At 40.8% G+C, this 18,748-nt stretch carries 24 protein-coding genes and 1 riboswitch; of the genes, 23 read left to right on the top strand and 1 reads right to left on the bottom strand.

Going from position 1 to position 18,748, the window contains the following annotated elements; translation table 11 throughout:
- Window positions 1-34: 34 nt before the first annotated feature.
- The 9 genes from ACTNES_RS07875 to ACTNES_RS07835 all read left to right on the top strand — a co-directional run bounded on the left by ACTNES_RS07875 (window position 35) and on the right by ACTNES_RS07835 (window position 8,052).
- Window positions 35-880 carry a MerR family transcriptional regulator gene (locus tag ACTNES_RS07875; RefSeq protein ID WP_441039072.1) on the top strand — a complete coding sequence of 282 codons (846 nt, stop codon included), beginning with the start codon at window positions 35-37 and terminating at the stop codon, window positions 878-880.
- 208 nt (window positions 881-1,088) lie between these two features.
- The gene (locus ACTNES_RS07870; RefSeq protein ID WP_291808833.1) at window positions 1,089-2,717 is read left to right on the top strand and encodes a glycoside hydrolase family 13 protein; all 1,629 of its coding nucleotides are present in this window, start codon (window positions 1,089-1,091) and stop codon (window positions 2,715-2,717) included.
- Window positions 2,718-2,970: 253 nt separating this feature from the next.
- Window positions 2,971-3,531 (top strand): NUDIX hydrolase, encoded by a 561-nt coding sequence (locus tag ACTNES_RS07865; RefSeq protein WP_291808830.1) that lies wholly within the window; start codon window positions 2,971-2,973, stop codon window positions 3,529-3,531.
- Window positions 3,528-3,890, top strand: coding sequence for a VOC family protein (locus ACTNES_RS07860; protein ID WP_291808827.1), 363 nt, complete (start codon window positions 3,528-3,530; stop codon window positions 3,888-3,890). The genes ACTNES_RS07865 and ACTNES_RS07860 overlap by 4 nt, the downstream gene beginning before the upstream one ends.
- Window positions 3,891-3,960: 70 nt before the next feature.
- Window positions 3,961-4,572, top strand: coding sequence for a TetR/AcrR family transcriptional regulator (locus ACTNES_RS07855; RefSeq protein ID WP_441039071.1), 612 nt, complete (start codon window positions 3,961-3,963; stop codon window positions 4,570-4,572).
- Between the two features lie 168 nt (window positions 4,573-4,740).
- Window positions 4,741-4,848, top strand: a riboswitch (TPP riboswitch).
- A 153-nt stretch (window positions 4,849-5,001) separates the two neighbouring features.
- A complete protein-coding gene (gene thiS / locus ACTNES_RS07850) occupies window positions 5,002-5,196 on the top strand; it encodes a sulfur carrier protein ThiS (RefSeq protein WP_216460541.1) in 195 nt (64 codons plus the stop codon).
- Window positions 5,197-5,419: 223 nt separating this feature from the next.
- A complete protein-coding gene (locus ACTNES_RS07845; RefSeq protein WP_118510996.1) occupies window positions 5,420-6,184 on the top strand; it encodes a thiazole synthase in 765 nt (254 codons plus the stop codon).
- Window positions 6,185-6,200: 16 nt separating this feature from the next.
- Window positions 6,201-7,460, top strand: coding sequence for a 2-iminoacetate synthase ThiH (gene thiH, locus ACTNES_RS07840; protein ID WP_216460540.1), 1,260 nt, complete (start codon window positions 6,201-6,203; stop codon window positions 7,458-7,460).
- Complete coding sequence (locus ACTNES_RS07835; RefSeq protein ID WP_441039070.1) at window positions 7,441-8,052, top strand: thiamine phosphate synthase; 612 nt, start codon at window positions 7,441-7,443, stop codon at window positions 8,050-8,052. The genes thiH and ACTNES_RS07835 overlap by 20 nt, the downstream gene beginning before the upstream one ends.
- A 295-nt stretch (window positions 8,053-8,347) precedes the next feature.
- On the opposite strand, the gene ACTNES_RS07830 is transcribed toward ACTNES_RS07835, so the two are convergent.
- Complete coding sequence (locus tag ACTNES_RS07830; protein ID WP_300333511.1) at window positions 8,348-8,983, bottom strand: class I SAM-dependent methyltransferase; 636 nt, start codon at window positions 8,981-8,983, stop codon at window positions 8,348-8,350.
- Between the two features lie 243 nt (window positions 8,984-9,226).
- Here ACTNES_RS07830 and ACTNES_RS07825 point away from each other — a divergent pair, with 243 nt between their 5' ends.
- The 14 genes from ACTNES_RS07825 to ACTNES_RS07760 all read left to right on the top strand — a co-directional run bounded on the left by ACTNES_RS07825 (window position 9,227) and on the right by ACTNES_RS07760 (window position 18,634).
- Window positions 9,227-10,468: an HD domain-containing phosphohydrolase gene (locus ACTNES_RS07825; RefSeq protein WP_441039069.1), complete on the top strand. Its 1,242-nt coding sequence runs from the start codon at window positions 9,227-9,229 to the stop codon at window positions 10,466-10,468.
- Between the two features lie 4 nt (window positions 10,469-10,472).
- Window positions 10,473-11,429, top strand: a complete 957-nt coding sequence (locus ACTNES_RS07820; protein WP_291808809.1) for a ketopantoate reductase family protein — start codon at window positions 10,473-10,475, stop codon at window positions 11,427-11,429.
- Window positions 11,430-11,694: 265 nt separating this feature from the next.
- On the top strand, window positions 11,695-11,880 hold the full coding sequence (locus ACTNES_RS07815; RefSeq protein ID WP_291808806.1) for a type II toxin-antitoxin system HicA family toxin: 186 nt from the start codon (window positions 11,695-11,697) through the stop codon (window positions 11,878-11,880).
- A 90-nt stretch (window positions 11,881-11,970) separates the two neighbouring features.
- Window positions 11,971-12,369 (top strand): type II toxin-antitoxin system HicB family antitoxin, encoded by a 399-nt coding sequence (locus ACTNES_RS07810; RefSeq protein ID WP_216460536.1) that lies wholly within the window; start codon window positions 11,971-11,973, stop codon window positions 12,367-12,369.
- A gap of 85 nt (window positions 12,370-12,454) precedes the next feature.
- The gene (locus tag ACTNES_RS07805; protein ID WP_291808803.1) at window positions 12,455-12,976 is read left to right on the top strand and encodes a methylated-DNA--[protein]-cysteine S-methyltransferase; all 522 of its coding nucleotides are present in this window, start codon (window positions 12,455-12,457) and stop codon (window positions 12,974-12,976) included.
- A 221-nt stretch (window positions 12,977-13,197) separates the two neighbouring features.
- On the top strand, window positions 13,198-13,569 hold the full coding sequence (locus ACTNES_RS07800) for an MBL fold metallo-hydrolase (RefSeq protein ID WP_330636133.1): 372 nt from the start codon (window positions 13,198-13,200) through the stop codon (window positions 13,567-13,569).
- Between the two features lie 15 nt (window positions 13,570-13,584).
- Window positions 13,585-14,250, top strand: coding sequence for a helix-turn-helix domain-containing protein (locus tag ACTNES_RS07795; RefSeq protein WP_291817857.1), 666 nt, complete (start codon window positions 13,585-13,587; stop codon window positions 14,248-14,250).
- A 102-nt stretch (window positions 14,251-14,352) separates the two neighbouring features.
- Complete coding sequence (locus tag ACTNES_RS07790) at window positions 14,353-15,216, top strand: serine hydrolase domain-containing protein (protein WP_216460532.1); 864 nt, start codon at window positions 14,353-14,355, stop codon at window positions 15,214-15,216.
- 84 nt (window positions 15,217-15,300) lie between these two features.
- Window positions 15,301-15,918 carry a thymidine kinase gene (locus ACTNES_RS07785; RefSeq protein ID WP_441039068.1) on the top strand — a complete coding sequence of 206 codons (618 nt, stop codon included), beginning with the start codon at window positions 15,301-15,303 and terminating at the stop codon, window positions 15,916-15,918.
- A 264-nt stretch (window positions 15,919-16,182) separates the two neighbouring features.
- Entirely contained in the window at window positions 16,183-16,434 is a 252-nt protein-coding gene (locus tag ACTNES_RS07780; RefSeq protein WP_216460530.1) for an aldo/keto reductase, read from the top strand.
- A gap of 97 nt (window positions 16,435-16,531) precedes the next feature.
- Window positions 16,532-16,660 (top strand): GNAT family N-acetyltransferase, encoded by a 129-nt coding sequence (locus tag ACTNES_RS07775; RefSeq protein WP_291808787.1) that lies wholly within the window; start codon window positions 16,532-16,534, stop codon window positions 16,658-16,660.
- 10 nt (window positions 16,661-16,670) lie between these two features.
- Window positions 16,671-16,907, top strand: coding sequence for a hypothetical protein (locus ACTNES_RS07770; protein ID WP_291808784.1), 237 nt, complete (start codon window positions 16,671-16,673; stop codon window positions 16,905-16,907).
- Between the two features lie 86 nt (window positions 16,908-16,993).
- Window positions 16,994-17,920 carry an acyl-CoA thioester hydrolase/BAAT C-terminal domain-containing protein gene (locus ACTNES_RS07765; protein WP_320813462.1) on the top strand — a complete coding sequence of 309 codons (927 nt, stop codon included), beginning with the start codon at window positions 16,994-16,996 and terminating at the stop codon, window positions 17,918-17,920.
- A 75-nt stretch (window positions 17,921-17,995) separates the two neighbouring features.
- Window positions 17,996-18,634, top strand: coding sequence for a hypothetical protein (locus ACTNES_RS07760; protein ID WP_330636120.1), 639 nt, complete (start codon window positions 17,996-17,998; stop codon window positions 18,632-18,634).
- Window positions 18,635-18,748 lie beyond the last annotated feature (114 nt).

Here is an 18,748-nt window from a genome sequence, read left to right as displayed (position 1 = left end):
CTAATATAATTTGCAAAGGAGACACGGATATAATATGGAAGACAATAAACTATTTCAGATCAGTGATGTAGCAAAGATGTTCCACATCAGCGTAGGAAGCCTGCGCCACTACGAAAAAGCCGGTCTCCTGAAACCGGAATACACAGACAGTGAAACCGGCTACCGCTACTATAGCATCCGCCAATTTGAGGTCCTGAACACAATCCGTTATCTCCGGGTTCTGGATATGCCACTAAACGAGATAGGCGAATTTCTGAAAAACCGTGACATTGATATCATAGAAGAAAAACTTCTCAGACAAAAAGAAATGGTAGCTGCCAAATTACAGGAACTCGAAACCATCGAACGAAAAATCGACCACCGTCTCCAGCACCTCCGCGATGCCCGAAACGCAGAACTAAACGTGATCCATCTGAAAAAAATCCCGCCATATCGGATCGTATGGCTCAAAGATTCCCTGCGTCCGAAATCCTATCTGGATATGGAATATGCTATCCGCCGCCTTGAAGAAAACCAGCCCCAGTCTCTCGTATTTCTGGGAAAAGTCGGCGTCGGCATTTCAAAAGAAAACCTCCAGTCCGATCACTTCGACCAATACGACCTGGTATTTCTTATCCTGGATGAAGAAGACACCTATTACGGCGAAATAGAACAACATCCCGAAGAACTCTGCGTCTCAATCTGCTTTCGCGGCAGCCACAACGAAGCAGATGCGTATTACAGAAAACTGACAGGCTATATCAGTGAACGCAAGATGCAGATTACCGGCGCATCCCGCGAGATTACAATGATTGACAATGGAATCACCGATGATCCCGACAAATTTGTCACAGAAATCCATATTCCTGTTAAATATGAGGAACCAATCCAAGCTTTATGATCATAACTTGTAAAAAGAAAAGATTGTAAATTGCGAGTGCTTAGGATAAACTCGAATGAATGCGAATATACGTTTAACTTAAACTAAGTAAGGCATTTGCTTTGATTGTAGAAAAATTTTATATGATTCTGTATATTTTATTCTGTACCACAGCTTCAAATCTTTGTATAATAAAGACATCAATTATACGAACGGAGGTCATTAACTTATGGGACAGAATAACACAGCAGACAAATGGTGGAAGAAGATCGTAGTATACCAGATTTACCCAAAGAGCTTCCAGGACAGCAACGGTGACGGAATCGGAGATATCAACGGTATCATCAGCCGCCTGGACTATCTGAAAGACCTGGGAATCGGCGCAGTCTGGTTATCACCGGTCTTCAAATCCCCGCAGGATGACAACGGCTACGATATTTCAGACTACACAGACATTGATCCAATGTTTGGATGCCTCGATGACATGCAGCGTCTTATCGAAGAGGGAAAGAAACGAGGCATCTACATGATCATGGACCTTGTCCTGAATCATTCTTCCGATGAACACAAATGGTTCATAGAAGCAAAGAAGAGCAAAGACAATCCATACCACGACTACTATGTATGGCGAGACGGCGTAGAGGGAGTTCTGCCGAATGATATGAAAGCATCTTTCGGAGGCTCTGCATGGGAATGGGTTCCTGAACTTGGACAATATTACTTCCACCAGTTCTCAGTGAAACAGCCAGACCTGAACTGGGATAACCCGAAAGTCAGACAGGAACTATTTGACATGATCTACGGATGGATGGAAAAAGGCGTAGGTGGATTCCGTCTGGACGTAATCGACCAGATCGCAAAAGAACCGGATCAGAAAATCACAGCCAACGGCCCGATGCTCCACGACTATATCCGTGAAATGAGCAAAGCCACATTCCAGAAAGGTGACCTGATCACAGTAGGCGAAACATGGGGAGCAACTACCGAACTTGCCAAACTCTACAGCAATCCGGACGGCAGTGAATTCTCCATGGTATTCCAGTTCGAACACATTCTCCTCGACCAGCAGGAGGGAAAAGAAAAATGGGACCTTGCACCATTCCCATTCATGAAGTTCAAACAGATCATCAAAAAATGGCAGAAAGAACTCTACAAATGCGGATGGAACAGCCTCTTCTGGAACAACCACGATCTCCCAAGAATCGTCTCCCGCTGGGGCAATGACAAAGAATACCGTGTAGAGTCTGCCAAAATGCTTGCAACACTTCTCCACGGTTTACAGGGAACCCCATACGTTTACCAGGGCGAAGAACTCGGAATGACAAATGTAAAATTTGACATCGAAGACTACAAAGATATCGAAACCCTGAACTTATACAAAGAACGTCTGGAAAAAGGATATGCAAAAGAAGACATCATGGAATCCATCTATGTAAAAGGCCGCGACAATGCCAGAACCCCAATGCAGTGGGATGACACAGAAAATGCAGGCTTCACAACAGGCACTCCATGGATCAAAGTAAATCCAAACTACAAAACCATCAACGCCAAATCCCAGACCAGTGATGAGAATTCCATTTTCACCTATTACAAGAACCTGATCGCATTCCGAAAAGAATACCCGGTATTCGTAGACGGAGACTTCGAAATGCTCCTAGAAGAAAATGAACACCTCTTCGCCTACAAACGAACCACAGAAGATGCAAAACTCTATGTATTCTGCAACTTCTACGGCGAAACAGAAACCTGCGACATGCTGAAAGAAATGAAAGACAAGAAACTTCTGATCAGCAACTATGCAGAAAGAGAATCCAACATCTTAAAACCTTACGAGGCAAGAATGTACATAGAATGCTAAGGACTTGATTTAATGAGCCTGCCGGAAAAGCAACGGCAGGCTTATTTTCAAAGATTGTATATGAAAATCGATAGGAGATTTTGATTATGATGTATGATCATGCCGTGCTTGGAGAAGCTTTGGATCTTTGCAGAGATGCAGCAACCTGATTTGTGGAAGAAAAGGAAAGATTGGAAAAGAGTAAAAAAGTAAATAAAGAAATTGGGGAGAGAGATTTGCCAGATAAAATTAAAAGGAAATCAGGAGAATAACCATGGAATACATAGACATCGTAGACGAACAAGGAATCCCAACTGGCGAAACAATCGAGCGTTCCATCGCCCATTCGAAAGGAATCCGTCACAGAACTGCCCATATCTGGATCGTGCGAAAAATAAATAACAGATATCAGGTACTTATGCAGAAACGCGCCATGAATAAAGAATCATTCCCGGGAATGTTTGACACCTCATCAGCAGGCCACATTCAGGCCGGTGATGAGCCGCTGGAGTCAGCACTTCGCGAACTGCACGAAGAACTGGGAATTCAGGCGCAGCCCCAGGAACTGGAATTTGCCGGAAACTTCCGCATAGCATACGAAAAAGAATTTCACGGGAAAATGTTCCGCGATAATGAGATCGCTTTCGTATACATTTACAGCCAGCCTGTAGACGAAACAAAACTCATCCTGCAGAAAGAAGAACTGGAAACAGTAGAGTGGTTTGACCTTGAAGAAACATATGCAAGCTGTAAAAACCACGATCCGAAATTCTGCGCCCCAACAGGAGGAATGGAAGTCATCATGAGAAAACTGAGAGGAGCGACCGAAGAATGAGATTAAAAAATGTTCTGATCGTCGTAAAAGACATTGAGAAATCCTGCAAATTTTATCATGACCTGTTCGATCTTGACGTAGTTGTTAATAATGACGGCAACATGATCCTCACCGAGGGCCTGGTCTTACAGGACGAAACAATCTGGAAAAAATTCCTGGGAAAAGACGTGATCCCTGAAAATAATTCCTGCGAACTATACTTCGAGGAACATAACATAGAAGCATTTGCCGAAAAACTGGAAAAATTCTATCCGGAAACCAGATATGTAAACAAACTTCTCACCCATGAGTGGGGACAAAAAGCAATTCGATTCTATGATCCTGATGGAAATCTTATAGAAGTAAGAACGCCGATGTGATAAAGTTAGAATCGATTATATAGTAAGTAACACTATTAGAATAAAAATTTCTATATGTCAGAAGGCATAATTGACAACAAGGTTAGCATGTGCTAACATAACAACTGTTATGGAAGATGAGCGCAGAAAACAAACTGAACAAAAATTAATAAAATCCGGCAAAGAAGAATTCCTGAAAAAAGGCTACGCCAAAGCCAATCTCCGGGATATCTGTAAAAACGCAGGGGTCACGACCGGTGCATTTTACTTTTCATTTGAAAACAAAGGAGCATTGCTCTCAGCAATTTTAGCCCCGGTGATCACAGACTATGAAAAAATGTGCAGTACATTTGCACGAAGAGAAGAAGATGATCCGAATACTGCAGATGACAACGAACGGCAGATGATGGAATATCTGTCTGAGCATCGCACAGAAGCAATCATTCTGATGGAAAAATCAGCAGGCAGCCGATATGAGAAATTCCGGCCTCAGATCAGTCAGCAGATGCAGGCAGCATTTACCAGTTACTTCACTAAATTTATGGGCAGCACTCCTGATGCAGAACTTATCAGGATTTTTTTCAAAACTATTTACAGCATGGCACAGAACAGAGATACATTTATCGAAGAAGTTTTTGAGAAAAATATAGATATGATATTCGAATGCATATACAACTACGTTGCCATACAGGACAGAAATTAAAAGTTTGTTTTCATAGCAAAGCAACAACAAACAAAACAAGGACTTCGGTCAACTGAGTATATAGTTTATTGATTTACAAAAGGGGATTGATTTATATGATAACCAAAATAAGGAATAAAGAAAAATATTGAAAAAAGCTTGAAAATTATTTAAAAATTTTGTATAATACTTCGCAAATAGGGAGCTCAAATAGATGGGCTGAGAGTAGACTTGATTAGTCTTGACCTGGAACCTGATTTGGATAATGCCAACGTAGGGAAATAGGAAATACATGTCGTGAATGAATAGACTTGTGTATCGTGCTCTCTGTTTTTTATGTGAACTGGGGGCACCACTTTTCACAGAGCATTTCAGGCGCCGGACAACAGGAAAAGTATGTTGTTCGGCGCCTTTTTGTATACTTTCAGGGTGTTAGAAAGGAGTATATCCATGGTAAAGATTAACGGCGAGGCAAAAGAAATTGCCGGAAAAAATCTGCTGGAGTATCTGATAGAAAACGGATTTAATCCAGATCATCTGGTGGTAGAACGTAATTTAGAGATCATTCAGAAAGAGCAGTTTGGAAGCGTGACAATTCAGGATGAAGATGTGATCGAAGTCCTGCGATTTGTCGGAGGAGGTTGAAATTATTTTAATTGAACTAAGCAGTTATTCGGTTATGAGCAAGTAGCGAAACGGATGGTTTATCCGCTTGACAAGAAAATCTGGTTTATGTATTGCAAGATTTTCGAAAGAAAAACAGGAAAAATTATAAAATATCAGAGCAGCGGACTTAGGTTTTGGAAGAATGGTTTCCAACTTATGGTTGTCATGCTTATGGAATATGACTAAAAAAGAGGAGAACACAATGGAAGATAAATTTGTATTAGGCGGAAAAGAATTTAAGAGTCGATTTATTCTGGGGTCAGGAAAATATAATCTGAATCTGATCAAGGCAGCAGTTGAACAGGGGGGTGCAGAGATCATCACCCTTGCACTTCGACGTGCAAATACTCAGGAAAAGGATAATATCCTGGATTTCATCCCGAAAGGAGTCACACTTCTTCCAAATACATCCGGTGCGAGAAATGCCGAAGAAGCTGTCAGAATCGCAAGGCTGAGCAGAGCCATGGGATGCGGAGATTTTGTAAAAATAGAAATTATGCGTGATGCAAAATATCTTTTTCCGGATAATTATGAGACAGTCAAAGCAACAGAAATTCTGGCAAAGGAAGGCTTCGTTGTGTTGCCATATATGAATCCGGATCTGAATGTGGCAAGAGATCTTCAGAATGCCGGAGCAGCAGCGGTTATGCCATTGGCTGCACCGATCGGAAGCAATAAAGGACTGGCAACAAAAGCCATGATTCAGGTACTGATCGATGAGATTGACCTGCCGATCATTGTAGACGCAGGAATCGGAAAACCATCACAGGCATGCGAAGCTATGGAAATGGGAGCAGCAGCAATCATGGCAAATACAGCAATCGCCACAGCTGGAGATGTACCGGAAATGGCAGCAGCATTTAAACTGGCCATCGAAGCAGGTCGAAAAGCTTACCTTACTGGAATGGGAAGAGTACTTGCCAGAGGTGGAAGTGCATCTGACCCGCTGACTGGATTTTTACGTTAAGGGGGAAGCTGAAATCATGAATGAGGAAAATCAGGTATATTTTGTAGACAGTGATAAACTCCCACCGGCAGCACTGGAGAGAAAGCACCGTCTGGAACAGGACCCGTCTTTTCGTACCAACCATATGGAGTATATGGAGGGGATGCAGGTCATTGAATCAGATATCAAAGATAAAGTACTTCGGGCAATGGATGAGTACGATTACGATGCATATACAGCGAATGATGTAGAACGTGCACTTTCTCATGAATCCTGCTCCATCGAGGATTTTAAAGCACTTTTATCTCCGGCAGCAGCACCGTATCTTGAGCAGATGGCAAGAAAAGCAGAAGAGATTACCAGAAATCATTTTGGAAATACCGTTTATATTTTTACGCCGTTATACATTGCAAATTACTGTCAGAATTACTGCATCTACTGCGGATTCAACTGCTATAATAACATCCGACGGAAGAAGCTGACATTTGAAGAAATTGAACATGAAATGCAGGTCATTGCCAGAACAGGAATGGAAGAAATCCTGATATTGACTGGTGAAAGCCGAGCATATTCTGATGTGAAATACATCGGAGAAGCAGTAAAAATTGCCAAAAAATATTTCAAAAATATCGGTATCGAGATTTATCCGGTAAATGTGGATGAGTACCAATATCTCCATGAATGCGGTGTGGATTATGTAACAGTTTTTCAGGAGACTTATCATACTGACAAATATGAAACTCTTCATCTTATGGGGCATAAACGTGTCTGGCCATACCGTTTTGATTCACAGGAACGTGCATTAATGGGAGGTATGAGAGGCGCCGGATTTTCAGCACTTCTTGGCCTTGACGATTTCCGAAAAGATGCGCTGGCTACTGCACTTCATGTGTACTATATTAACCGTAAATATCCACATGCAGAGTTATCTTTGAGCTGTCCGCGCTTACGACCGATCGTGAATAATGACAAGATCAATCCGCGTGATGTGGGAGAAAAAGAACTCTGTCAGGTATTATGTGCATACCGTATATTCCTGCCATTTGCGGGAATTACCGTGTCCAGTCGTGAGAGTGCTGAGTTCCGAAATGGAATCACAAAGATTTGTGCAACCAAGGTTTCGGCAGGTGTGTCCACTGGAATTGGCGACCATGAAGAAAAATATGAAGGCAAAGAAGATGCGGATGTTGGAGATGAGCAGTTTGAGATCAACGATGACCGTTCTTTTAGTAAAATGTATGATGATATGGAGCAGGGCGGTTTGCAGCCGGTTCTGAATGATTATATTTATGTGTAAAGAATATGAACATACCATTGCGATCACGAATCGTAAATTGGTACAGGGAGATTTTCTTGAGCAGATGCAAAACGTAATCCATCTGCATCCGCATGCAGTAATTTTGAGAGAGAAAGATCTTCCGGATGAAGAGTATGAAATACTGGCAGGAAAAATTCTGGGAATGTGCAGGGAAAGTGGCGTACGCTGCTTTCTACATTCTAGAATTTCAGTGGCGAACAGATTAGGATGCAGACAGATTCACATATCTATTCCGGTACTTATGGCTATGAGTGAAAAAGAGCGTAGTCAGCTTAGAAAAGATTTCCAGGAGGTCAGTGTTTCCTGTCATAGTATGGAAGATATGAACGCTGCTGTAGAAAACGGAGCTACACAGATTATTCTCGGGACAATTTTTGAAACAGAATGTAAAAAAGGACTGAAAGGAAAAGGCCTGGGATTTGTTACAGAAATCTGCAAGGTCTGTCCAGTGCCGGTGTATGCAATTGGGGGAATTAACCTGGAACGCCTGCCGCAGGTAATGGAAGCGGGTGCGGCAGGCGGGTGTATGATGTCTGGTTTTATGCGGATTTATAGCAATCCTCTAAAATAATGCATCTTAATCCAGCTCATCAGAGCGTGAAATCCTGCGTCAGATATCTTTGCCGTGCGTCAGCACGCCTGCAGATATCTTCCTTGTCTTTCGCATTCTGCTGAACTGTCTTAAATGCATTATTTACGAGGCTTGCTATAGATACACGTATCCTATTTATTTGGAATGAAAGAATTGCAATTATGTGTCGTCGATGAGAATATATGTAAAAGTATATGATAAATTTAATTAAATCAAAAAAGTCTCCTGTTTAATTGTGAGTAGCAATAAGCGGGAGACTTTTGTCATATAGCTATTATTTTCGTGCAACAAGATGTGCCCGGAATCCTTTCTGTTTTTCCATAGTCAGCACTGTAAAACCGGCCTTTTCTGCCATTGCAACGAATTCTGTAGCTTTATGTATCTTCACATCACCATGTCCGAATAGATTAGCCAGCGGCATTTCCAAATGGTTCATCAACCAGATTACAAAATCCGAAGAGGTATAGTCACGCAGAATCAGACGCCCGCTCTTTCGCAGAACACGATATGCACTATTGAAAAAGTCCTGCGGATTAGGATAGTGGTGGAAGCTGTTTGAGCAGATGACTGCATCAAAAGATTCCTCTGCAAAAGGCAGATTCTCACTGTCTCCAACAAGAAATTCCGTGTTGGAAAGTTTCTTTGCCTGAGCAACATTGATCATCTCAGGAGTGAGGTCAAGACCAACATAGTGTTTCTCGGGATACTTTTCATGAAGCAGTTGGATCATTGGACCAGTTCCACATCCACAGTCCAGAACATCATGAAAAGATTCCTTTTCCAGTTCTGACAGGATTGGCGGATAGTCATCCTTACACATTTCATAAATACCGGCATGTCCGCTGTCATAGACTTTGGCTGCTTGAGTGAATTCTTTGATAGAGAGCTGTTTATATTTTTCTGGTGTCATACAATCTTCTCCTTAAAAATCTAACGGATATGATTATCCGCGTTGATATTTGCTCCTAACTCAATAATTGCTTTGCAGATATTGGGTTAAACTAAATAGTTAGATTCTTCTAACTAACATTATCATATATTTTCGAAAAAGTCAAAAAGGAATAATACTAAAGCAGAATTAGAAAATAGAATTGGCTTTCAGAGAGCAAAATGTTATAATTTTTTCTAGCGAAAATGTTGAGGGGAGAATATTATGAAATTAGATGTTTTAGGACTGCTGGGTGCCTGCTCTTATGCCTTGGACTGTGTAGAAGCAGAGCTGGTTCATGTGACAGATAAGCATGCCAAACGAGTAGCATATATGAGTGTCTGCGTAGCAGAACAGATGGGAATTCAGGGAGAAAGTCTGCAGGATCTGACGGCCTGTGCCTTATTGCATGATAATGCATTGACACAATATATTCAGGAAGAATTACATAGTGATACTACGGATATTTCAAAGTTGGAAGAACCACTGCAACTTGGGTTACATTGCTCTTTGGGCGAACGCAATATACAGGATCTTCCGTTTCAGACAGATGTAAGGAATGTCATTCTGTACCATCATGAAAACGCAGACGGAAGCGGACCTTTTGGGAAGAAGTGGACAGAAATACCGCTGTTTGCCCGGATTATTCATTTATGTGATCTGCTTGATCTGACCTGCTGCACAGGTACACTTACTTCTGATACCTGGAAGAAAGTAAAGGATTTTCTTCAGGCTGTGAACGGTTCTGTTGTGGATGAAGTGTGTATAGAAGCGTTTCTTCAGGTCTTTTCCGAGGAGAATTTTTTGCTTCTTGGAGGAGATGATCTTGAGAATTGTCTGTGGAGCAAAGTGCCGCGTATAAAACAGAATCTTAGTTTCGAACAGATTAAATTACTGGCGAAATTTTTTGCCTGGATCGTAGATTATAAATCTCCATTTACAAGCACCCATTCAATAGGAGTTGCTGAAGATGCAGAGAAACTGTTCCGTTTTATGGGCTTTGACGAAGAAACTTCACAGAAAATGTATCTGGCAGGAGCTCTCCATGATATTGGAAAAGTTGCCATAGGCAATGAAATCATTGAGAAACCTGGTCGTCTGACAGAAGATGAATTTGCGGTAATGAAACATCATGCGGCATATACTTATTATATTCTCAACGAAATTGATGACTTTGATGAAATGCGGGACTGGGCAGCTTTTCATCATGAGCGGCTGGATGGAACTGGCTATCCATTTGGGAAAAAAGCAGAGGAATTGAATACACAGGAACGTATTATGGCATGCGTAGATATTTACCAGGCACTGACAGAAAGCCGCCCTTATAAGAAAGGAATGTCCTATAAAAAAGCCTGTGAGATTCTGGAGGATATGGCAGGAAAAGGATGGCTTGATACAGAAATCACTGTGCAGGTTGATGCCTGTTTCGGCAGTATGGAAAATAGAAATTCAAAAGAGGAGAATTAAAAAGATGAAGATAAAAACAGTTGCAGTTCTTGGTGCAGGAGCAGTTGGTTCTTATGTGATATGGGGACTTTCCAGACGGGAAGATATCAGACTGGGAGTTATTGCAGAGGGTGAACGTGCAGAACGAATGAAAAAAGGCTGCGTGATTAATGGTGTGACCTACCATCCTGAAGTATGGACACCACAGGAAGCTAGAGGAACAGACCTGCTGATCGTTGCTTTGAAATATGGAGCGCTTCCAGGCGCAATGGACAGTATCCGCACGATTACAGGAGAGAACACTACAGTTATGAGCCTTATGAACGGCGTAGACAGCGAAGAACTGATTTCTGCTGAAATCGGAAGTGTACACGTTCTGCATTCACTGATAAAAGTAGCTTCTCATAAAGAGGGAAACGGATACTGCTTTAATCCGGAAACTACGATCGGAATTATCTTTGGAGAACTTTCTGCTCCATATCAGAGTGAACGTGTACAGGCAATAGAGGAGCTTTTCAAAGATACAGGACTGCATTACCGCTCTACGGAACATATCAGAGAAGAAATGTGGAGTAAATTCCGGCTGAATGTCTGCAATAATCTGCCGCAGGCAGTTCTTGGCGCAGGAGTAGGATGTTATCAGGACAGTGTTCATATGAAACATATCAGCAACGGACTTAGACAAGAACTGGAGGCTATTGCAGCAGCAAAAGGAATTGATATAAGCAAAGCGGACGCATCCTCCAGTCACGGAAGCGCGGTTCCGCCATCAGCTAGATATTCTACGCTGCAGGATCTGGATGCAGGACGTCATACAGAGATTGATATGTTCTCAGGTGTGCTGATCCGCATGGGAAAAGAACTGGGAATCCTGACACCATATAATGAATATACTTACCACATTATAAAAGCCATAGAAGAAAAAAATGATGGAAAATTTGACTATAGTAAAGACGATGGAGAAGTGACCTGCGCAAAATAGAAAATAGGATAAGTCCTTTATTAAAATTGTAATGCGACAAGATACCTCTGAAGCAGACAGGTTAATATAAAAATCTGTTACTTTGGAGGTGCTTTTTTGCTCTTTTTTTCTGTAATATGTAGGATTTTCAGTTTGGATAGATATAAAGAATGAGGTTCTGTAACATCATAAAGATGTAGTTGTATAATACGTGCAAATATGTGTTAAATAGAACTTGACGCACGTGCAAACACGTGCTAATATAAAGGCGAAAAGGAGGAGATTAATGAAGGTTTCGGAATTAATAAAGCTGCTGAAAAAGAATAAATGTAAATTTGTAGAGCATGGAAAAGAACATGACAAATGGTTTTGCGGAAAAACTGGGAAAAGTATTATGATTCCAAGACATGGAAGCAAGGAAATTCCCACAGGTACAGTAAATAGAATATTGAATGATGCGGGGATTAAATAAATTCACGTGTCATAAAATATATTATATAGATAATACATATGATAAACATCAGAACACAAAAAGAGATGAGAAAATAAGAGGAGGAATATTATGGCTAGATACGCATATCCTGCAGTTTTTACACCGGAAGAGAATGGTCAATTTTCAGTCAATTTTCCAGATTTAGAAAGTTGCTATACATGTGGCGATGATATGAAAGATGCATTGATAATGGCAGAAGATGTATTAGCATTTACCTTATATGATTATGAAAGAACTGGGAAGGAAATACCACAACCATCAATAGCCGCTAATATAGAATTAGAGAAAAATGAATTTATTAATTTTGTTGCATGTGATACGATGGAATATCGAAAATTGCATAACAATAAATCTGTAAAGAAAACGCTTACAATTCCAGAATGGTTAAACGAATCGGCAATTGCTATGGGATTAAACTTCTCACAAGTATTGCAGGATGCATTGTTGGAAAAAATAGGAAACAGATAATTATGTAGAGATTTACTTACATTTGCATTTGGGGTGAGTAAGTATTCAAAGGATGAAATTTTCTTTATAAATTTCGAGGGAAAATATGATATATACTTGTATATACAAATCAAAATTAGGCAATATTTTATTGGCTGCTGATGAAATCGGACTTACAGGTCTGTGGTTTGAGGGACAGAAATATTTTGCCAATACACTTCCTGAGGAACACATTTCACAGGAAACTCCAATTTTAACAGATGCAAAAAAATGGCTGGATGTATATTTTTCAGGAGAAGAGCCGAAATTTACGCCTGCACTTCATCCAACTGGTTCTACATTCAGACAGGCAGTATGGCAGATCCTATTACAGATACCTTATGGCCAGACGATCACATATGGAGAAATTGCCAGACAAATGTCTGAAATACAGAATACTCCCCATATGTCCGCGCAGGCAGTAGGCGGTGCAGTGGGACATAACGAGATTTCCATTATCATTCCCTGTCACCGTGTAGTCGGCACAAATGGCAGTCTGACAGGATATGCCGGAGGAATTGATAAAAAAATTGCACTGCTTAAACTGGAACATACAGATATGAGTTATTTATTTGTTCCAAAGAAATGAACTGCACTCTAAAAAGATATTTTATGAATGGGATATTTCCTGATAAATACAGGAGATATTCCATTTTTTGTAATTTAGTACAGTGAATTTTATAATATTTTGTGAGTAAATAAATTGGATTTCTATAGACATAATGCTATAATTTGGTTAGAGAAAACTAACGATAAATGATTAGGGTACGGAGATATTTGTTAGGAATAATTTTCAGGAGGGATAGCAGTATGAGCAGATTGGGGAATAAAATACAGGAAAAGTTTATGGCAATGAAGTTCCGTGGAAAGGAAATATTCAAACCACTGAATACAGGCAGAATTGACGAACACGTAAGCTGCGTCAGAGAATATGTGGCAAATATTTTCTTTTACACAAAAAACGGAAAGACGATCATGATTGATGCCGGATATAATTATGAACGTTTGGGAGAAAAGATGAAATGGCTGGGTCTGGACCCGAAAAGTATTGATACGATCCTGATCACACATTTCAAAAATTTCTGCCAAAGTGAGTTGCTTATATGTTATCATGTAGGTATATCTCCTTTAGGTGGATTGGTTGATAGTTTCTCGACAACTCTATTTTACCATAAACCTTGAGGAGATATTTTATTTTTGATTTGTGTCAGCACATTTCTGCCGACAAAAGATTTCTACTATCCGGGCAGATTGTATGAGGGGATTCAGATTTATATTGACAGGAATTATGTGAAAGAGGCGGGGAAGGATTTCCTATTCGAACTGGGAGTAAATACAGAACAGATTGCAGAAGTATTTTGCGGAAAAGACGGTCTTTACCTGCACCGGATGAACGATTCTCTTCTGGAACTGGTGAGAGAAGTGTGGGAGATGAAAGAAGAACCTGAGTTTGGTATGCTACGATATTTTACAGTACGGCTTCTGCATGAACTGATGAAGATGCCTGGGGAGAGTGAAAATATGAACTGTTTTACCAGATCACAGATTGCGATTGTCAGAGACGCAGAAGCTATGATCATGCAGGACCTTTCCAAAAGAATCACAGCAAAAGAAATGGCAGACAGGTTTGGAATCAGTGAGAGCAGTTTCAAACTGTATGTGAAAGGGATTCTGGGCGACAGTTATCTTGCATATTTCAGAAAGAAACGGATGGAAAAAGCAGCAGAACTTCTGGAATCTACGAACCTGAAAGTAATTGAGATCGCAAATTCTGTCGGGTATGAGAATCAGGGGAAATTTGCAAAGGTGTTTGCAGAGACCTATGGGGTTTTACCGTTGGAGTATAGGCGGTTGTCTAAATAAGTATCTAAAGGATTTGGGGTAACAAAAGGCTCAATCATGTAGATTTTGTGATAAAATAAATGAAAACAGGTTAAAAAGAATAGCGAATGGAGGTACATAGATATGGACATTTCAGAATTTATAGAAGTTGCAAAGAACCTTAATGTTCTTGGGATTAAGGTTACTCAGGATGGAGAACTTATAGCAGAATGGCACAGTGAGCCGGAGTGCAGAAGAAATATTTATTCTGCGACGAAGAGTTTTACTTCCTGCGCAGTAGGGTTTGCGGTTCAGGAGGGGCTGATCAGTCTTGACGAAAAACTTACAGATGCTTTTTCAGAAGATTTACCGGATTCCATTGATGATAACTTGAAAGCGGCAACGGTTCGTGATCTTCTGACTATGTGTCTGGGGCAGGAACAGGGAAGTCTTATGGGAGAGCAGCGTCCTTTGTACAAAGAAGACGACTGGGTAAAAATGTCCTTATCGATTCCATTTAAATATAAACCGGGGACACATTTTGTGTATAACAATGTTGGTCCATATCTTGCGGGCATTCTCGTGCAGAGACGTTCCGGATGTGACCTTGTCTCATATCTTACACCAAGACTTTTTTCTCATCTTGAGATTAAACGTCCTACCTGGGAAACAGACCCGTTAGGAAACAGTTTTGGTGCAGGTGGATTATTTCTTACACTTTCGGAATTACATAAGTTTGGACTTTTCTATCTTAATAAAGGAAAATGGAATGGCAGTCAGATACTGTCTGAAAAATGGATAGAGGAAAGTACGAAAGCAGCGGATGTAAAACATTATGGCTATCTTTTCTGGCGGGGCGAGTACAATTCTTTTCGTGCAGATGGAAAATACTGCCAGATATCAATGATCCTCCCGGAAAAAAATGCAGTCATCTCATTTGTCGCAGAATGCCGCGCAGGAAAAGAACTTATGCGGGCTGTTTATGATCTTATTTGTGCGAAGCTGTAAAAAATGAAACATTATTAGATGAGACTGCAGAGAGAGTCTGAAAATACAAAGAAAAATTTTGATAAGTAGGAATGGTTAGAAAAAATGGCAAAATTATATTTCAGATACGGAGCAATGGGCAGTTCGAAATCTGCTAATATTTTGATGGTTCGATATAATTATGAAGAGCGTGGTCAGTATGCGGTATTGTTAAAACCGAGGACTGACAACCGGGATGGGGAACATGAAATTCAGTCCCGGATTGGGTTGTCAGCTCCGGCTGAATATGTAGATGAGTTCTTAAAAGAAATCGCTGAATCCTGGGATGATGAGACTTCGGAATATACGTATCATGGAAAAAAGGTAGATGCGATTCTGGTGGATGAAGCGCAGTTTCTTTCATCAGAAGAAGTAGACACCTTATCTGATATTGTGGATTTCTACAATATTCCGGTTCTTTGTTATGGACTTCGTACAGACTTTCTGAATCATTTATTTCCTGGTTCCAGGCGGCTTATGGAGATAGCAGATGTTATAGAAGAAGTTCCAACTGTCTGCTGGTGCGGAAAGCGGGCGCAGTGCAATACCAGATATTCCAACGGAAAAATCGTCCGGGAAGGCGCACAGATTATGCTTGGCTCAAATGAAAGTTATGTGGCACTTTGCAGAAAACATTACAAAGAGGGAAAATTATGGAAAGAGGATTCCAAAGGGGAGGCTTAAGCCGCGTCCCCTCTGGACACCCCTTGGGCTCTTTTTATTAGCGCTTGGATTGTGGTATGGGGTAGGGTATTAACTTGACGTATTCGCTAGGTGTGGTAGGGCGCGTTGCTTTGTGGTGGCACGACCTAGTTCGAGATATGGTTGGTATCTGGGCAGTGTGCTTACATTTTGTATCGCCTTTTTGGATATGGATATTGTTAATGTTAAATCAGCAGTATCCATACTAACATAGAGATCATAGCGGATATATGTAGTGTTCCGATAATGCGGAATGGGAACAGGATTACAGTTCCACAGGTTGCAATTGCTTTTTGCGTCAACAAGGGAATTGTGCCAGTGTGTGGATGCCGTAAGCCGAAGCAGGTAAAAGAACTGGCGGAAGCGACAAATGTGGTTTTGACCAAGAAAGAAATAAAAATATTGGAGCTGTCTGCAGATAAGGCAAATGCCAGAATAATGGGACCTGATTTGTTCCGACCATTTGTGAAAAAGGAAAAAAGGAATTTATCCTTCTGATGATTTCCTGATGAAAAGTCTGGAAAAGGGAGAACTTTTTGTTTTGAAAGAGAATAATACATGATGTGCCTGCGTAGTTCTCAACAGTGATTACAATATGGGATATGTGGATGTACCATGGAATATAAAGTGTGAAGCGGATGAGGTATTAATTCCTCACGCACTTGCAGTATCTCCGGACTGTCAGGGAAAAGGAATTGGAAAGAGAGTAGTCAAAGAAATTTGAACTGGCACGAATGCTTGCCGATGTTTTTCAGTCTCAGGGACTTACAACTCTGGCTTTGGCTTATGTCATGGAAGAAGGATTGCCAAAACAATTTTCCAAAGTCCCTATCGATTCATTGGAGGCGGCTGCAAAACGACTGCATGATATGGGATATGAAAAAGTTGGACTGTGGGGCATCTCAAAAGGAGCAGAACTGGCACTGACAGCGGGAAGTCTTGCCGAGCGCAAAGTTTTTCAAAGGCGATAGAGGAAAAAACAAAGAAAACGGACGAAAAGCCAGAATGGATTCACTTGTGAAAACGTTGGAATTTGTTTCAAGGTGGTAGAAGATATATGAAAAAACAGTTTTTTGAAAACGAAAAAGATGGTTTTTATGGCACCTATTATGAGAATCCCAAAGGTGCAGACTGCGCAGTAATCGGATTGTTTGGGGATGATCCTAATGATTACATGGCAAAGTGCGGCGCGAAGTGGCTTCATAGAAATGGGGTAAATGTTCTCTGTACATCTCCGGGAAGAAAGAATTACAGTCATGTGAATTATCCGCTGGAACGAATTGAGACAGCTATCAAATGGTTACAGAATCATGGAAATTGTAAGATCGGGATTATGGGAATAAGTACAACGGGTATGGATGCGTTGGTAGCTGCGTCATATTTTCCAGATATTACGCTGACGGTTAGTTTCACTGGTAGTGATTTTGTATGGCAGGGCTTCGAACAGGGGAAAAAAGACGGCTGTAAAGAATGGCCAGTTCCAAATGCTTCGACTCTTTCATGGAAGGGAGAGCCGCTTGCCTATATGCCATTCGTATATGAACACCCGGAATACTGGAAAAAAGTAGAGGAAGAAACCAAAGGTTCAGGCGATATCGAGCGCTCCACCTGTTTGTTCATTGATTCAGAAAAGGCGCGAAAACACACGGAAGAAGAAATGATAAAGGTAGAGAATATAAAAGGAAAATTAATCCTTGTAGGTGCAGATGATGATTCCTTCTGGGAAGCAGGAAAATATATCCGCCGTATGGATCAGCGATTAAAAGAACGCCCTCATACCTGCGAATACGAAACTTTGATTTATGAGCACGGCACCCATTTTGTATTACCGGAATCTATGCTGCGTATTGCATTGCCTATAGGAGTTAAATTTGTCCTGAAATTCGTTTTCAGAGCTGCAAAAGAATATCCGGATGAGTGCGAAGCTGCAAGAAAAGATATCGATAAAAAAGTTTCAGCGGCATTAAAAGAATGGATTCGGTGAAATTAGAAAATTTTAAGGTTGTTTGCGGGTTAGATATTATCGATACAGAATATTGTTGCTATGGAGAGAAAATCAATGGTGACTATATATGAGTATGGAAATCCAGATGCGGATACTGTTTTGATTCAGTTGACTGGTGACCATGAATTATCTGGACTTGAAAATGAGGTTGAGGAAATCAAAAAACGGACTTCCATAGACTTCAGATTTATTGCTGCGAAAGTTGATGACTGGAACTATGAGCTGTCTCCGTGGAAAGCACCGGCGGTGTTTGGAAATGAAGATTTTGGCAATGGTGCTGCCAGGACACTGGAGCAGATTCTGACATTATGCACAGACAAAAGTAAGACATACTACATCGGAGGATACTCCCTTGCTGGTTTATTTTCATTATGGACGGTATACCAGACAGATATCTTCTCCGGAGTTGCTGCCGCCTCACCATCTGTCTGGTTTCCAGGATTTATTGATTATATGAAAGAACACGAGATAAAAAGTAAGACAGTTTACCTGAGTCTTGGAGACAGAGAAGAAAAAACAAGAAATCCTGTGATGTCGCAGGTTGGGAATTGTATCCAAAAAGGATATGATTGGCTCACGAAATGCGGGATAAACTGTACTCTGGAGTGGAATCAGGGAAATCATTTTAGAGAACCGGACATAAGAACTGCGAAAGCATTTGCCTGGGTAATGGCAGAAAATCATAGGGCATAGAACTTTTAGGATAATAAGCGGGAATCCTCGGCAATTCAATTACCGAGATGAAAGCGCAAACTGTGCATATCTGCACTCATAATAAATAAAAATAACAAAACGGTTTTCATTCAA

This window comes from Blautia sp. HCP3S3_D9 (assembly GCF_052063845.1).
In the GTDB taxonomy this organism is placed as follows: Bacteria; Bacillota; Clostridia; order Lachnospirales; family Lachnospiraceae; genus Blautia_A.
This window is presented reverse-complemented; position numbering and strand designations above follow the sequence as displayed.

What these genes read in the sequence shown, in the direction of transcription:
- ACTNES_RS07760 (WP_330636120.1), top strand. Translation starts at nt 17,996, where the DNA reads ATGGTGACTATATATGAGTATGGAAATCCAGATGCGGATACTGTTTTG.
- ACTNES_RS07780 (WP_216460530.1), top strand. Translation starts at nt 16,183, where the DNA reads ATGCGGAATGGGAACAGGATTACAGTTCCACAGGTTGCAATTGCTTTT.
- ACTNES_RS07815 (WP_291808806.1), top strand. Translation starts at nt 11,695, where the DNA reads ATGAAGGTTTCGGAATTAATAAAGCTGCTGAAAAAGAATAAATGTAAA.
- ACTNES_RS07830 (WP_300333511.1), bottom strand. Translation starts at nt 8,983, where the DNA reads ATGACACCAGAAAAATATAAACAGCTCTCTATCAAAGAATTCACTCAA.
- ACTNES_RS07860 (WP_291808827.1), top strand. Translation starts at nt 3,528, where the DNA reads ATGAGATTAAAAAATGTTCTGATCGTCGTAAAAGACATTGAGAAATCC.
- ACTNES_RS07785 (WP_441039068.1), top strand. Translation starts at nt 15,301, where the DNA reads ATGGCAAAATTATATTTCAGATACGGAGCAATGGGCAGTTCGAAATCT.
- ACTNES_RS07865 (WP_291808830.1), top strand. Translation starts at nt 2,971, where the DNA reads ATGGAATACATAGACATCGTAGACGAACAAGGAATCCCAACTGGCGAA.
- ACTNES_RS07790 (WP_216460532.1), top strand. Translation starts at nt 14,353, where the DNA reads ATGGACATTTCAGAATTTATAGAAGTTGCAAAGAACCTTAATGTTCTT.
- ACTNES_RS07775 (WP_291808787.1), top strand. Translation starts at nt 16,532, where the DNA reads ATGGGATATGTGGATGTACCATGGAATATAAAGTGTGAAGCGGATGAG.
- ACTNES_RS07770 (WP_291808784.1), top strand. Translation starts at nt 16,671, where the DNA reads ATGCTTGCCGATGTTTTTCAGTCTCAGGGACTTACAACTCTGGCTTTG.
- ACTNES_RS07825 (WP_441039069.1), top strand. Translation starts at nt 9,227, where the DNA reads ATGAAATTAGATGTTTTAGGACTGCTGGGTGCCTGCTCTTATGCCTTG.
- ACTNES_RS07765 (WP_320813462.1), top strand. Translation starts at nt 16,994, where the DNA reads ATGAAAAAACAGTTTTTTGAAAACGAAAAAGATGGTTTTTATGGCACC.
- thiS (WP_216460541.1), top strand. Translation starts at nt 5,002, where the DNA reads ATGGTAAAGATTAACGGCGAGGCAAAAGAAATTGCCGGAAAAAATCTG.
- ACTNES_RS07875 (WP_441039072.1), top strand. Translation starts at nt 35, where the DNA reads ATGGAAGACAATAAACTATTTCAGATCAGTGATGTAGCAAAGATGTTC.
- ACTNES_RS07845 (WP_118510996.1), top strand. Translation starts at nt 5,420, where the DNA reads ATGGAAGATAAATTTGTATTAGGCGGAAAAGAATTTAAGAGTCGATTT.
- ACTNES_RS07810 (WP_216460536.1), top strand. Translation starts at nt 11,971, where the DNA reads ATGGCTAGATACGCATATCCTGCAGTTTTTACACCGGAAGAGAATGGT.
- ACTNES_RS07870 (WP_291808833.1), top strand. Translation starts at nt 1,089, where the DNA reads ATGGGACAGAATAACACAGCAGACAAATGGTGGAAGAAGATCGTAGTA.
- ACTNES_RS07800 (WP_330636133.1), top strand. Translation starts at nt 13,198, where the DNA reads ATGAGCAGATTGGGGAATAAAATACAGGAAAAGTTTATGGCAATGAAG.
- ACTNES_RS07820 (WP_291808809.1), top strand. Translation starts at nt 10,473, where the DNA reads ATGAAGATAAAAACAGTTGCAGTTCTTGGTGCAGGAGCAGTTGGTTCT.
- thiH (WP_216460540.1), top strand. Translation starts at nt 6,201, where the DNA reads ATGAATGAGGAAAATCAGGTATATTTTGTAGACAGTGATAAACTCCCA.
- ACTNES_RS07835 (WP_441039070.1), top strand. Translation starts at nt 7,441, where the DNA reads ATGATTATATTTATGTGTAAAGAATATGAACATACCATTGCGATCACG.
- ACTNES_RS07805 (WP_291808803.1), top strand. Translation starts at nt 12,455, where the DNA reads ATGATATATACTTGTATATACAAATCAAAATTAGGCAATATTTTATTG.